The organism is Tahibacter sp. (assembly GCF_035481375.1).
In the GTDB taxonomy this organism is placed as follows: domain Bacteria; phylum Pseudomonadota; class Gammaproteobacteria; order Xanthomonadales; family Rhodanobacteraceae; genus Tahibacter.
This window is the reverse complement of record NZ_DATIGT010000261.1, coordinates 1-14,613: the sequence shown is the minus strand read 5'-3', so window position 1 is coordinate 14,613 and position 14,613 is coordinate 1. Positions and strand designations below refer to the sequence as shown.

10 protein-coding genes are annotated in these 14,613 nt (G+C 69.7%); 6 read left to right on the top strand and 4 right to left on the bottom strand.

Annotated elements, in window-relative coordinates; genetic code table 11:
• Positions 1-2: 2 nt before the first annotated feature.
• From VLF18_RS16930 to VLF18_RS16905, 6 genes are read left to right on the top strand one after another with little or no spacing between them, the layout of a single operon-like run.
• Entirely contained in the window at positions 3-797 is a 795-nt protein-coding gene (locus tag VLF18_RS16930) for an enoyl-CoA hydratase-related protein (protein WP_325280805.1), read from the top strand.
• A gap of 48 nt (positions 798-845) precedes the next feature.
• Entirely contained in the window at positions 846-1,061 is a 216-nt protein-coding gene (locus tag VLF18_RS16925; RefSeq protein ID WP_325280821.1) for a DUF559 domain-containing protein, read from the top strand.
• The gene (locus VLF18_RS16920; RefSeq protein WP_325280804.1) at positions 1,058-1,450 is read left to right on the top strand and encodes a VOC family protein; all 393 of its coding nucleotides are present in this window, start codon (positions 1,058-1,060) and stop codon (positions 1,448-1,450) included. The genes VLF18_RS16925 and VLF18_RS16920 overlap by 4 nt, the downstream gene beginning before the upstream one ends.
• A gap of 53 nt (positions 1,451-1,503) precedes the next feature.
• Positions 1,504-3,522, top strand: a complete 2,019-nt coding sequence (locus VLF18_RS16915; RefSeq protein WP_325280803.1) for an acetyl/propionyl/methylcrotonyl-CoA carboxylase subunit alpha — start codon at positions 1,504-1,506, stop codon at positions 3,520-3,522.
• On the top strand, positions 3,522-4,223 hold the full coding sequence (locus VLF18_RS16910; RefSeq protein WP_325280802.1) for a hypothetical protein: 702 nt from the start codon (positions 3,522-3,524) through the stop codon (positions 4,221-4,223). The genes VLF18_RS16915 and VLF18_RS16910 overlap by 1 nt, the downstream gene beginning before the upstream one ends.
• The gene (locus VLF18_RS16905; RefSeq protein ID WP_325280801.1) at positions 4,220-5,113 is read left to right on the top strand and encodes a hydroxymethylglutaryl-CoA lyase; all 894 of its coding nucleotides are present in this window, start codon (positions 4,220-4,222) and stop codon (positions 5,111-5,113) included. Before VLF18_RS16910 ends, VLF18_RS16905 begins: the two co-directional genes overlap by 4 nt.
• A gap of 166 nt (positions 5,114-5,279) precedes the next feature.
• On the opposite strand, the gene VLF18_RS16900 is transcribed toward VLF18_RS16905, so the two are convergent.
• The 4 genes from VLF18_RS16900 to VLF18_RS16885 form a co-directional block, all read right to left on the bottom strand.
• On the bottom strand, positions 5,280-8,948 hold the full coding sequence (locus VLF18_RS16900) for a DUF4132 domain-containing protein (RefSeq protein ID WP_325280800.1): 3,669 nt from the start codon (positions 8,946-8,948) through the stop codon (positions 5,280-5,282).
• A 118-nt stretch (positions 8,949-9,066) separates the two neighbouring features.
• Positions 9,067-9,519, bottom strand: coding sequence for a response regulator (locus tag VLF18_RS16895; protein WP_325280799.1), 453 nt, complete (start codon positions 9,517-9,519; stop codon positions 9,067-9,069).
• Entirely contained in the window at positions 9,516-12,197 is a 2,682-nt protein-coding gene (locus VLF18_RS16890) for a CHASE domain-containing protein (RefSeq protein WP_325280798.1), read from the bottom strand. Before VLF18_RS16890 ends, VLF18_RS16895 begins: the two co-directional genes overlap by 4 nt.
• Positions 12,190-14,364: a putative bifunctional diguanylate cyclase/phosphodiesterase gene (locus tag VLF18_RS16885; protein WP_325280797.1), complete on the bottom strand. Its 2,175-nt coding sequence runs from the start codon at positions 14,362-14,364 to the stop codon at positions 12,190-12,192. Before VLF18_RS16885 ends, VLF18_RS16890 begins: the two co-directional genes overlap by 8 nt.
• Positions 14,365-14,613 lie beyond the last annotated feature (249 nt).

Genomic DNA, 14,613 nt, shown 5'->3' with positions numbered 1-14,613 from the left:
CAATGACCGCATCCGTTGCGCTGACCGTTCGCGGCGCCGTCGCCGAGGTCCGGCTGAATCGTCCCGGCGTGCACAACGCCTTCGACGAGCAGCTCATCGCCGAGCTGACCGAAACCCTGCAGGCGCTCGACGCCGACGCGGCCATCCGCGCGGTCGTGCTGACCGGCGAAGGCGCCTCGTTCTCCGCCGGTGCCGACCTCAACTGGATGCGCTCGATGGCCAGGGCCAGCGAAGCGGACAACCTCGCCGACTCGCTGAAACTCGCGGCACTGATGCGCACGCTGAACTATCTGTCCAAGCCGACCGTCGCCCGCGTCAACGGCGCGGCCTACGGCGGCGGCGTCGGACTCGTCGCCTGCTGCGACATCGCGATCGGCGTCGACGGCGCGAAGTTCTCGCTGTCGGAAGTGAAACTCGGACTCGTACCCGCGGTCATCTCGCCCTACGTGATCGCCGCGATCGGCGCGCGCCACGCGCGCCGGCTGTTCGTCACGGGCGAAGTCTTCGATGCCGCCGAGGCTCGCCGCATCGACCTGCTGCACGACACCGTCGCCGCGGACCAGCTCGACGCCGCGGTCGAGCGCAGCCTGCACTGGCTGGGCAAGGGCGGCCCGGTCGCGCAGGGCGAGGCCAAGCGCCTCGCGCTCGCAATGGCCGGCATGACCGCCGCGCAGCAGCAGGAACTCGACGCCGGCAACGCCGCGCTGATCGCGCGGTTGCGCGTCTCGGCCGAAGGGCAGCACGGGCTCGGCGCGTTCCTCGACAAGCGCGCGCCGGACTGGGCGCGGGAAGGCTGAGCGTCCGGTGATGGATTCGGCGATGTCGCGCGCCTCAGCCCAAACACGATCTGGACATTTCCCAACGCACACCCGGATGCGCTCCGATTCAGCAACCGGCCGCGCAAACGCGACGCTGCTCGCCTGCAATCACACGGCTTCGTCGTGATCCATTTCTGGAATACCGAAATACTCGACGAATGCGACAACACCCTCCAGCGCCTGCACGCCGCGCTGCAGGACGCATCCCCCAACGATCCAACCCGCCAAGGAGTGCTGAAATGATCGACCACCTCGGTTTCCAGGTCGCCGACTTCGACCGCAGCCTGAATTTCTACAAGACCGTGCTCGCCCCGCTCGGCTACGGCCTCGTCATGGAAGTCACGCCCGAAATGACCGGCAACGGCTCGCGTCACGCGGGCTTCGGCAAGGAAGGCAAGCCCGACTTCTGGATCGGCACCGGCGGCGAGCCGACGCGCAACGGCCTGCACCTCGCCTTCGTCGCGAACGATCGCGGTGCGGTGGATACGTTCTACGCCGCCGCGCTCGGCAACGGCGCGAAAGACAACGGCCCGCCGGGCCTGCGCACGCATTACCACCCCAATTATTACGGCGCGTTCGTCATCGATCCCGACGGCCACAATATCGAAGCGGTCTGCCACGCACCGGCCTGATCGACGCTCCCGCCACCCGCCCCGCGCACGGCAGCCAACTACCGGAACCCACGATGCAAGGACTCTTCTCGAAGGTACTCATTGCGAACCGCGGCGAGATCGCCTGCCGCGTGATCCGCACCTGCCGCCGCCTCGGCATCGCCACGGTCGCCGTCTATTCCGAGGCCGACGCGAACGCGCAGCACGTGCGCCTCGCCGACGAAGCCTGGCCGATCGGCGGCTCGCGGCCGGCCGACTCCTACCTGCGCGGCGACGTCATTCTCGACGTCGCGAAAAAAAGCGGCGCGCAGGCGATCCATCCGGGCTACGGATTCCTGTCCGAGAACGCCGATTTCGCCGACGCGGTCGAAGCCGCCGGCATCGTGTTCATCGGCCCGAGCGCCGCGTCGATGCGCAAGATGGGCTCGAAAGCCGGCGCGAAGATCCTGATGCAGGAACACAAGGTTCCCGTCGTGCCGGGCTATACCGGCGAAGACCAGGACCCGGCGCTGCTCGCGCGCGAAGCCGAACGCATTGGCTTTCCGCTGATGATCAAGGCCGCGCACGGCGGCGGCGGCAAGGGCATGCGCATCGTCCGTGCCAAGGAGGAATTCGCGGCCAACCTCGAATCCTGCCAGCGCGAGGCGAAGAACGCGTTCGGCCGCGACCGCATGCTGCTCGAGCGCTACGTCGAGAAGCCGCGCCACATCGAGTTCCAGGTGTTCGGCGACAAGCACGGCAACATCGTGCATCTGAACGAGCGCGAGTGTTCGGCGCAGCGGCGCTACCAGAAAGTGCTCGAAGAGGCGCCCTCGCCGTTCGTCACGCCGGAACTGCGCGCGAGGATGGGCGACGCCGCGGTCGCCGCGGCCCGCGCGATCGACTACGCGAATGCCGGCACGGTCGAATTCATCGTCGGCCAGGACGGCGATTTCTATTTCATGGAAATCAACACGCGCCTGCAGGTCGAACATCCGGTGACCGAGCTGACGCTGAACCTCGACCTCGTCGAGCTGCAGCTGCGCGTCGCGGCCGGCGAGCCGCTGCCGGGTTCGATCGTGCGCAACAAGTCGGTGCCGGCCGACGGCCATGCGATCGAACTGCGCCTCTACGCCGAAGATCCGGCGCAGAACTTCCTGCCGGGCTCGGGCAAGCTCACGACGCTGCGCCTGCCTGCGGCCTCGCGCCACGTGCGCGTCGACGGCGGTGTCGTCGAAGGCGACACGGTCTCGATCTTCTACGACCCGATGATCGCCAAGCTCATCGTGTGGGACCGAAACCGCGCCGAAGCGCTGCAGCGCATGCGCGAGGCGCTGGCGGCGACCGAGATCGTCGGGCCGAAGTCCAATGTCGAATTCCTCGAACGCCTCGTGCGCCATCCGGCCGTGACCGGCGGCACGATCGACACGGGCTATCTCGATCGCCATCTCGACGAATTCCTGCCGCAGGCCGCCGAAGCGATTCCGGCCGAACTGCTCGCCGCTGCCGCGACCGCGGTGCTGCTCGACCAGGAAACCGCCGTGCCGCAGCTCGCCGCGACCGGCAGCGATCCGCATTCGCCGTGGGCGCGCGCCGACGGCTGGCGCCTCGGCCATCCGGGCAAGCGCGTCGTCGTGCTCGTGCACGCGGGCGAGCGCATCGAGATCGCCGCGCACGGCAGCGCCGGCACCTATGCGCTCGACTGGAACGGCCACCCTGCGATCGTGCGCAACGCCGCACTCGCCGGCGGCGCGTTCAGCGCCGAGATCGACGGCGTCGTGCGCCGCCTGCACGCCGGCATCGATGCAGCGCACGTGCTGCTGCACGACGGCCATTCGCGCCGCGTGTTCGAACGCGCCGCGGCGTTCGCCTATCGGGCCAGCGGCGGCGGCGGCGGCGACCGCGTCGTCGCACCGATGCCGGGCCGCGTCGTGCTGACCAAGGTAGCCGCCGGCGACGCCGTCGCCGAAGGACAGGAACTCGCGATCATGGAAGCCATGAAAATGGAAATCACGCTGCGCGCGCCGCGTGCCGGCACGATCGCGGCGGTGCAGGCGCAGGCCGGCGACTTCGTCGAGGCCGATGCGGTGCTGATCCGACTGGAGGCTCTGTGATGAAAACTGATCGCTCGCAACGCGACCGCGGTTTTCGCGGCGTGACGTCCTCGATGCTGCGGTTCGCTGCGCTCGCCGCAACCTGCGTGTTGCTCGGGGGCTGCGTGGAGACGCGCTTCGAATCGCCGCTCGGCGACAACATCGAAAGCTGCGACGTGAACTGGAAGGGCCTCTGGCTCGCCGAGGACGCGGTCACGCGCAAACCCGACGACGACGGCGCGCTCTACGTCGACGAGGAATGCCGCTTCCATGTGCTCGACCAGACCGAGCGCGGTGCGCCGCTCAAGCCGATCCACGTGCCGCTGAACTACGTGCACGACGGCGGCAACGACTACCTCGTCGTGTCCGACGTGCAGCTCAAGGGCCTCGTCAAATTGCCCGCGCCGCATGCGGTCTCGCCGGCGCCGGAAAAATCGTTCTTCTTCGCGCGCTACCGCGTGCGCGGCGATCGCCTGGAGGTCTTCGAGGTCGACAGCGAACGCGTCGCCAAGCTCATTCTCGACGCGAAGATCGAAGGCACCGTCGACAAGTCCTCGAACGAACTGCATGTCTACGTGCGCGGCAACCGCCGGCAGATGCTGGAAATCGTGCGCACGCACGCCATATTCGCCGACAAGCCGCTGCACCTGCGACGCAGCGACCAATCCGTCGAGGCCTACGAAAAGGCCCTGCTCGCGCGCCAGCGCAAGGAGACGAAATGAGTCAGCCGAACAGCGTGCGTATCGTCGAGGTCGGTCCGCGCGACGGCCTGCAGAACGAGAAGGCCATCGTCCCGACCGCGACGAAGATCGAACTCATCGACCGCCTGAGCGCGACCGGCCTGCGCAGCATCGAGGCGACGAGCTTCGTCAGTCCGAAATGGATTCCGCAGCTCGCCGACGCGGCCGAGGTCTTCACCGGCATCGCGCGCCGCGACGGCATCCGCTATCCGGTGCTCGTGCCGAACCTGCAGGGCTACGAACGCGCCCGCGCGGCCGGCGCCGACGAAGTCGCCGTGTTCGCGGCGGCGTCCGAAGCCTTCAGCCGCAAGAACATCAACGCGAGCATCGACGAATCGCTGGAACGCTTCGCGCCCGTGCTCGAACGCGCACAGGCCGACGGCGTGCGCGTGCGCGGCTATGTCTCCACCGTGCTCGGCTGTCCGTATCAGGGCGACGTGCCGCTGACCGACGTCGTGCGCGTCGCCGCGCACCTCCATCGCGCCGGCTGCTACGAGATCTCGCTCGGCGACACCATCGGCATCGGCACGCCGCGCAAGGCCGCGGCCATGCTCGCCGCGGTCGCGGCCGACGTGCCGATGGACGCGCTCGCGATCCACTTCCACGACACGCGCGGCCAGGCGCTCGCGAACATCCTCGCCTGCCTCGAACTCGGCGTCGCCGTCATCGACGCCGCGGTGTCCGGCACCGGCGGCTGTCCTTACGCGAAAGGCGCGAGCGGCAACGTCGCGAGCGAGGACGTCGTCTACATGCTCGAAGGCATGGGTATCGCGACCGGCGTCGACCTGCCGAAACTCATCGAGACCGGCCAGTGGCTCGCCGCGCAGCTCGGCCGCGAAACCGGCAGCAAAGTCGGCAAGGCCGCGGCGTAACGTGGGTTGGCGTTGAGCCGCAGGCGAACCCCAACGGTGAAGTGATCGGTAAGGACGAGCGAGAAACGAGTCAAAGCCGGCTTCTGCCCTCCGCTGTCACTCTTTTCTCAATCCTCCGCATTTCCACGTCGCATCCGCGCCTGCGGCTCCCCCAGCCGACAAAGCACTACATCGCCGCCGCTTTCAGCGCCTCCGCCTGCGCCAGCAGCGTGGCGCGGAACGCCGGCGGCAGCGCGCGCAGCGTCACCGGCTCGAGGCGCCCGTCGGTGCCGCGGCGGCGCGGCAGGAAGCGATCGACGGTGACGTCCTCCTCGACCGTGAAGAACACCGAAATCCCGCTGTGCAGCAGGGTCACGTGCCAGTCGGCGTCGGGCTGCCAGGTGTGCTCGTTGATCATCGCGCCGTCTTCGCCTGCGCCTTTGAGATAACCCCACTTTTCCACAAGACCGCCGAATTTCGCGCGATTGAGCGTGCTGCCGGCCGCGCGCGCCACGTCGGAGGCGTCGAGCTCGCCCGGACCGGCCTCGACGACCGGCATGTCGAACTGCGCGAACGGCGACAGGAGTTCGTAGTCGCCGAACTGCGCCTTCCAGGCGCGATGCTCGTCCGCCGGCATTTCCAGCGGATGCGCGACGCGCACCCGCGCATCGTCGGCGAGCGCGACGTCGTCGTCGGCTGCGTCGACGAAGCCGCCGCTGCCGCTCGGCCGGAAGCGTGCCAACGACGCATCGTCCGCGCCCACGACCGACCAGACCACGCTCTGACTCAACACCGCCAGCAGCGGATGCTCGATGAACAGCCGGCGCCATAGCGCAACCGGCCAGATCCTGCCGGTCTGCAGCGTGCGCAGCAGCCGCTGCGACTGCTGCTTGAACACGGGCTTGAGGTTCTTCGCGAGCGACTTGAGCTGATTTTCCGCAATACCGCGCAATTCCGCGTTCTCGCCGGCGCGCGCCCGCGGCAGCGTCTTCGTGCTCTTTCCGTCGGCATCGACGACGACCACGCTGAAATCGCCGCGCACGCGTGCCGTGTACGCATACGGCCCGACGTCCAGACGCAGCCCGTCGCGGTCGAGTCCGAAGTCGGGTACGAGCTGTTCGAGAAACCCGGCTAGGCTCATGCCCTGCCGCTGCGCCGCCTCCTGCAGCGCGAGCTTGGCGTTCTGCTGGATCGACTCGGAAAACTTGCGGCTCTCCCAGAGCTCGCGCACCTGCGAAATGCCGTAGCTGCCCGGCAGGCGCGCGAGCATCCGGATCGCCGCGCTCGCCTTCGGCTTGCGCGTCTTCATCCAGGCCTTGACCGCGCGCACGAGATCGTTCGCGATGCGCTCATCGCCGTAGTCGGCCAGCGGCGACAGCAGCCAGGCGAATTTGTCGGCGCCGTTCTCGGCGATCCAGGTACGCACGCCGTAGCCGGCGAAGTCGCTGCGCTGCGCGGCCGTCAGAAACGCGAAGATCTGGCGCGCGCGCCGCGGCAGCATCTCGTCGGCGTCGAGCAGGATCGCGAGCAATTGCCGGCCGAGGTCTGCGCCGAGCGGCACGAGCAGGCGCGCGGTCTCCTCGTTCCAGGCCTTCGCTGCGGCAGCCGGAATCTTCGCCTTCGCCGCAGCCGCCTGCAGCGACGCGAGCGTCGCGTCGTGCCAGGGATCGAGCGCGTCGACCGGGCGGCCCGCACGCGACAGCGCATCGAGCGCGAGGCCGCGGCTGAACTCGTCGTGCGCCGTGTCGGCGATCGTCGCTTCGATCAGGTCGACTGCGGCCGCATCGCGGTTCTGCGCAAGTCCGGTCAGCACGAGCAGCCGCGCCTTGCGCTCGGCGACATCGAGCAGGCCGCTGCGCTTGAGCGCATCCGGCGGCATGCGCGCGACGAGGTCGATCAGCAGCGTGCGCAGCACCGTGCCGGTCGTCGCGCAGAGCGCGGCCAGCGTCGCGCCGCAGGCGATCACCGCCTCGCCGTCCAGCAGCGGCAGCAGCTTCGACTGCCGCTTTTCGTCGAGCGCGGCAAAACTCTGCGGGAATGCGGCAAGCGCCGCGTTGACCGGCGCGGCCGGCAGCGGTGGGTTGCCGCCGCCGAACCAGCTCGACTGTCCGAGATACGCGGCGCTCGCGGTCGCGACGAGTTCGCGCAGCGGCGACAGCGTCGTCGCCACCGCCTCATTGAACGCCGCGGCCCGGAAACCGCTGTCGGCCGCCTCGTCGACGAACACGCCGGGCGCGCGGGCATACAGCGATTCGGCCAGCGCGAGCGCCGCACTGCGCGACGACGCGTAGTCCAGCGCACGCAGGCACCGCTTCGCGATCGCGCTGCGCGACGCCGGCTGGCGCGCGTGCTGCCACAGGGACTCCCAGCGCTCGGCGCGATCGTTGCCCAACCCGTATTCGTCGACGGTCTGTTCGACGAGCGCGTCTGCGTGGCCGGCTTCGAGGCCGCGCAGCGCCGACCAGTACGGCTCGCGCGGTTCGCCCGGCGCGACCGGCGCGTCGTCCTCGCGATCGCCGTCGTCCGGCACGGCCAGCGCGAACAGCCGGCGCAGCGCGACGTCGCGCAGCGACGCCTTGCCGCTGCCGACGTAGTCGAGCAGCAGCGGCAGGTCGGTTTCCTGATCCAGCAGATCGTGCGGCGCACCGAAGCGGCTCGGCCGCAGGTACGTCGCGATCAACGCGCGCTGCGCGGCGATGTCCGCGCCCGAGAACACGGCGCCGAAGGCCGAACTGAATTCGCCGTCCCCGGAAAGCTCGGGCAGCAGTCGTGTATACCAGGCGCGCGCTTCGTCGGTCCGGAGTCCGCAGCGAAACTGCGCGCAGCGTTTCCACTTGGCCTGCTCGTAGCGCAAGGTCGCCGCCGGAAACCGCTGGCCGAATTCCGCGGACAGCCACAGACCGCGCAACTGGTCGTCCGACAGCGCATCGAGAAAACGCGCCCAACGCGCATCGTCGCCGGCGAGCGCCGCGCCGAGTCCGGGCGTCACGATCGCAGCGCCCAGTCCGCTGCGTTCCCGCGCCGCCATCTCGAACAACAGCGGCGTGTCGACCGCGATGCGCGCGAGCGGCGACAGCAGGCCGGTGACGAGTTCTCCGGCACCCTCGATCGGTCCCGCCGTGTCGCCGAGCGCGAGGTTCGTGCCGCGATGGGTTTCCAGCAGCAGCATCAGCGCCCAGTCCGGATTGATCGCGCCGGCATTCGCGCGCAGGTGCTCGCGCAACAGCAACAGGGTCAGCCGCAGCTGCGCCAGCACGCGCAACGTGGCACGAACCCGATCGTCGCCGGCGGCCCACTGCGCGGGCGTCGCCGCCGCGACGATGCGGCGCAACAGCGCGAGATCGGCGCCGGCCTCCCGCAGCAGCGCATTCACCTCGGCCCAGTCGCCGTCTCCGCGGGCGAGCGCGTCCGCCCAGGCGATCAGCGCGGCCGCGTGCGCCTGGTGCAGCCCCTCCAGGTGCGTGCGCGGCACGCCGTCCTCGCTGCGCGGCATCAGCAGGTTGCGCAGGTGTACCGGTTCCAGCAGCGGCGCGAGCAGCAGCACCAGGCGTTCGCCGATGCCATGCCAGTCGGTCGGCGACCTGCCGCGCAGCAACCCGGCGAGCAGCGTCGCCAGCGGCTCGCTGCTGCTTCGCCACACGTGGCTTTCGCCGTCGTAGCGCGTCTCCCGCGCCAGTGCGCGCCGCCAGTCCTCCGCCGGCACGCCGTCGCGCCAGTAGCGGCGCACCGCGTCGAACGCAAGCGCGCTGCCGATGCCGCAGTGGGTATATGCGGCCGCGAGTTCGGCCAGGAACGCGTCCTCGTCGGTCGCGCGCGAAAGCAGGCCCGTCGCGGCCTGACTGCGAAGCTGATGCACGGTGATCCCCTGATGATGGCTGACGCGCGCACTGCGCGGCACCCGGAAAGCATAGCGACCCGGGTGCCGACCAGTCCTGGCCGTTTTGTCAGGCGCGCGGCTGCCGCCGCCCGGCGAATCAGCCCGGCGGCGGCAGCACGACGATCGTGAACCAGAAATTCTCTATCGTCTTGACGACCTGGATGAACTGGTCGAAGTCCACCGGCTTGGTGATGAAGCAGTTCGCATGCAGGTCGTACATGCGCACGAGGTCTTCTTCCGCGCGCGAGGTCGTCAGCACGACGACCGGAATGCGCTTGAGCGACGCATCGGCCTTGATCTCGGCGAGCACTTCGCGGCCGTCGCGCCGCGGCAGGTTCAGGTCGAGCAGGATCAGGTCCGGCCGCGGCGCACCCGCGAATTCGCCGCGGCGGTAGAGGAATTCGAGCGCGCGCTCGCCGTCCTCGACGACATGCAGGCGATTGCGCAGATGCCCTTCGCGCAGTGCTTCGCGCGTGAGCCGCACGTCGCCTTCGTTGTCTTCGACGAGCAGGATTTCTACGGCCCGCGGGCCGGCGACGGCTTCGATCATGAGTCTTGCTCCATGACAGGCACTGTGAAATGAAATGTCGCTCCCTGGCCCAGCCGCGACTCGACCCAGATGCGGCCGCCGGCGCGCTCGACGATCTTCTTGCAGATCGCGAGCCCGATGCCGGTGCCCTGGTAGTGCTGGCGCGTGTGCAGGCGCTGGAAGATGACGAAGATGCGTTCGGCGTACTGCGGATCGATGCCGATGCCGTTGTCGCGGACGCGGAAATGCCAGCACTCGCCTTCGCGCTCGGCGTCGATGTGGATCTCGGGCCGCGCGTCGCCGTTGAACTTCAGCGCATTCGCGATGAGGTTCTGCAGCAGCTGCGTGAACTGCGCCGGATCGACATGGACGATCGGCAGCTCGCCGAAGCGGATGTCGGCCCTCGTCTCCTCGATGCGCGCGGCGAGATTGCGCAGCGCGGCCTGGAGGCAGTCGACCGCGGCGACGTTGCGCTGCTTTTCGCCGCGCGACCCGATGCGCGAGTACGCGAGCAGGTCGTCGATCAGCCGCTGCATGCGCAGCGCGCCGTCGACGGCGAAGCCGATGAAATCGTCCGCATCGGCGTCGAGCCTGCCCTTGTAGCGCCGCGACAGCAGCTGCACGTAGCTCGCCACCATGCGCAGCGGCTCCTGCAGGTCGTGCGAGGCCACGTAGGCGAACTGCTCCAGGTCGCCGTTGGAGCGTTCGAGTTCCTTGCGCTGGCTCAGCAGCGCCTCCTCGATTTCGCGCCGGCGCGTGATGTCGCGCAGGATCGCCGTGAAATGGTGCTCGCCGTCGGAGCGCCAGTGGCCGATCGAGATCTCCAGCGGAAACTCGCTGCCGTCGCGATGCAGGCCGGCGACTTCGACGGCGCGGCCGATCACGCGCGGTTCGCCGCCGGCCAGAAAGCGCGCGAGGCCGTTCAGATGCGCGTCGCGATAGCGCTCGGGCATCAGGACCGTCAGCGGCTGCCTCAGCAGTTCGTCCGAGGTGTAGCCGAAGCAGCCTTCGACCGCGCGATTCACGTAGCGGATGTTGCCGTCGGCGTCGGCGGCGATGATCGCGTCGCTCGCCGTGTCGGTGAGCGCCTGGAACGCCTGGCGGCTTCGCTCCAGCTCGCGCGTGCGCCGCGCCGCGAGACGTTCGGCGCGCGTGCGCAGATCGGCCAGCAGCCAGGTGATCGCGAACAGCAGCAGACTGCAGAACAACCCCACGAGCAGGATCGACAGCGGCACGAGCGAGGCATTCGCCGCCATGAAAGCCGGTGTCGCGCTCCCCGAAAGCAGCCAGTTGCGTCCGCCGAGCGCGATCGTGCGTTCGTGGCGCAGCGGCAAGGCCGCGCCGTTGCCGCCGGTGTAGAACGGCGGCGCTTCGCCGGTACCGTCGCCGTCGTGGAGACGGATCTGCAGATCGCGGCGTGCTTCGGCCACGATCGGCTGCATCCACTCGCCCACGCGAAATTCGAAATAGGCCACGCCGACCATGCCGCCGTCGGGGTCGTCGTCGCGGCGCCCCGGGTGCAAGGGCACGTAGAGCGCGAACCCCGGCACCGACGAGCCGTCGACGCGACCGCCGACCGAGAGGGTTCCGCTGAGCGCGACGTCGTCGAGCGCGATCGCGCGCTCGAGCGCCGCGCGCCGCGCCGGGTCGCTGCCGAGATCGAATCCGACGAGCTTGAGATTCGCGCCCTGCCCCGGCTCGAGAAACGACACCGGATACAGCGCCTCGCGATCGCTCTCGGGCCAGATGCGAAAGCCCGGACGCAGACGCGCCGCCAGCGCGCCTTCGAAATCGCTGCGGCTGCGCGCGGCGATGCGCGGCGCGAAGCCGACGCCGGCGATGCCCGGGAACTGCGCCGGCACGTCGATGCGGTCCCAGTAGCGGCGCCACTCGTCGGGTTCGACGCGGTCGGACGCCGCGAACAGGCCCTGCGCACCGCGCAGCAGATCGAGATGGCCGCGCAGCCGCGCCTCGATCGCAACGGCCAGCTGATCCACTTCGCGTTCGAGGCGCTGACGCTGCGCGCGCGTGGCGGCGTCGGCACTGACGCGCCAGGCCATCGCGGTCGCGCCGAGCGCGACGGCCAGCACGAACAGCGCCGGCAGCAGGCTCGCGCGCAGCGCGACGTCGTCGCCGTCGCGCGAGCGAGCGCGCGCGATCAGCAGCGTGGCGCCGCAGGCGATCAGTCCCGCGCCGGTCACGAACGACACGCTGTCGACCGAGCCCCAGCCGACGCCGGGCGTGATGCCGGCGAGGCGGCCGAACACGCCGAACGCGCCGAGCGCGAGTGCGAGCGCCGCGAGCACGCTCGCGATCAGCAGCACTGCGCTGCGCGGCTTGCCGATGCCGCAGGCCAGCGAGACCGCCGCGGCGAGCAGTCCCGCGGCGCTGTTGTTCGGCAGCAGCACGTGCGCGCGCGCGTCGGTGCCCGCGAGCGCGGCCGCAAGCATGAAGACGCCGAGGATCGCGACCGGCGCACACAGCACCGCGACGAGACGCGGGCGCCGCGCCCGTTCGGCGAGCAGTCCGGCGGCGAGCAGCAAAAGCGCGCCGAGCGCGGTCCAGCTCGGCGCCCACGCCGCCGGACCGAAGCGATTGAGCGCGACGCCGACGAGGACGCAGGCGCCGGTCGCCGCCGCGCCCGCCGCGAGCAGGCGGCCGGGTTCGGGTGCGGGCGCAGGCGTTGCGGATTCACTCATGCATGTCGTCCTCGGACGGCAGCGGCGCCTCGCCGCGCGCCTGCCGGCGCAGCCGGTCGGCGAAGCGATCGGGCGACTCGGGACGGCCGATATGAAATCCCTGCAGCCGGTTGCAGCCGAGGGCGCGCAGCACGACCTCATGCCGCTCCGTTTCGACGCCCTCGGCGACGACGTCGATGCCGAGGATGTGCGACATCGCGATGATCGCGCGCACGATCACCGCGTCGCGCGAGTCGGTCGTCGCATCGGTCACGAAGCTGCGGTCGATCTTCAGCAGGTCGACCGGAAACGCCTTGAGATAGCTCAGCGAACTGAAGCCCGTGCCGAAGTCGTCGATCGCGATGCTGATGCCGAGTTCGCGCAGCGTCGTCAGCGTCTCGCGCGACTCCGGCCGCTGCATGACGGATTCGGTCAGCTCCAGTTCGACGCGCTGCGCCGACAGCCCGCTCTGCGCGAGCGCCTCGCCCAGATCCACGAGCACGCGGCCGTCGTCGAGCTGCCGCGCCGACACGTTGATCGCGACGCTCGGCGGGTCGGGCAGCAGTTCCGACCAGCTCTGCGCGATGCGCGTCGCGCGGTTCATGACCCAGCGTCCGAGCGACAGGATCAGGTCCGACTGCTCGGCCAGCGCGAGAAACCGGTCGGGCGCGATGCGGCCGCGCTCCGGATGGTTCCAGCGCAGCAGCGCCTCGGCGCTGACGACGCGTCCGCGGCCGTCGACGATGGGCTGGAAATCCAGATCGAGCTCGTCGCGCAGCAGGGCATGGCGCAGCTCGCGCTCGAGGATCAGGCGCTCCTGCAGCGTGCGGTTGAGTTCCGGCGAATAGAAATCGATGCCGCTGACGCCGCGCTGGCCGGCCTGATACATCGCGGTCTCGGCGCACTTGAGCAGCGGCGCGGCGTCGGACGCGTCATTCGGCGACAGGCTCATGCCGATCTGGCCGCCGAGAAAGAATTCGTGTTCGGCCACGCGATAGGGCTGGCGCAGCGCATCGAGCAGTTGTTCGGCCAGCAGGGCGGCCTGCCCGATCGCGTCGCCCTCGGAGCAGGCCAGCGCGAACTCGCTGCTGCCGGTGCACGCGAGCAGCGTCCCTTCCGGCATCAGCCGCTGCATGCGGCCGACCGCCGCCTTGAGCGCGAGATCGCCGATGTCGTGGCCGAGACTCTGGTTGACCGCGTTGAGTCCGGTCAGCGTGAGCGCAACGACGGCGACCTCGCCGCCGCGGCGGCGCATCGACGGCAGCAGCTGCTGCAGCGACTCGAGGAAGCGGCGCCGGTTCGGCAGGCCGGTGGTCCCGTCGTGGCTCGCGACGAATTCGAGATGTTCCTGCACGAGCTTGCGCTCGATCGCATAACGCAGCGCTCGGGAGAGATGGCCGCCGTCGCCGCGCCCCTTGACGACATAGTCCTGCGCGCCGAGCTGGATCGCGCGCAGCGCGAGGTTCTCGTCGTCGCGGCCGCTGAGCACGACGAGCGGCACGTGGCCGGCGGTCTGCAGCAGCGCGCGCACGGTCTGCAGTCCCTGCGAGTCGGGCAGTCCGAGATCGAGCAGCACCGCGACGTAGCGCTGGCGCTGCACCGCGTCGAGCGCGGCGGCGAGAGAAGCGACCGTATCGAGCACATAGCGCGGTTCGACCTCGCGCAGCAGCTCGACGACGAGGCGCGCGTCGCCGGCTTCGTCTTCCACCAGCAGCACCGGCAGCGCGTCGGGCCGGCCCGCGACGCCGGCCGGCAGGGTCACGACGCTGAGCCAGAAATGACCGATGCTCTGCATGACCCCGAGGAACTGGTCGAGGTCGAGCGGCTTGCGCACATAGCAGCTCGCGTACGCGTCATAGGCGCGGCGTACGTCGGTGTCGGCGCCGGACTGGGTCAGCACGACCACGGGAATACGCGCGAGGTTCGGATCTTCCTTGATGCGTTCGAGCAGCTCGCGCCCGTCGAGGCCGGGCAGGTTCAGATCGAGCAGGATCAGGTCGGGCAGCGGCTGGTGCGAATAGGCCTCGGTGCGCTGCAGCATCGCGAGCGCCTGTTCGCCGTCGACGGCCACGGTCAGGCGATTGAGCAGCTTCGCCTGCTTCAGCATTTCGGTCGTCAGGCGGACGTCGCCGGGGTTGTCCTCGACGAGCAGGATTTCCAGCGGTCGCCCCGTGATTTCCTGACCCATGGCCGATCCTGTTGGTGCGGCACGCGTTCGGACCTGTTCGTCGCCGACGTTACGCTGAAACGCCGGCGATGTGTACTCGTGAAAAATGCGGAAAGCCGCGCTGCCGGCGATCATCCGCGCCTGCGCGCGCTGTATCGCCGCATGGCCGAGCGCGGCGTGTTTCTCGACGCGACCCTGTATGTCTACAAGGCGATGAAGGACTACGCGCCGGGGCGGCTGGACACGAGCTGGACGGACGCGGCGTTCGCC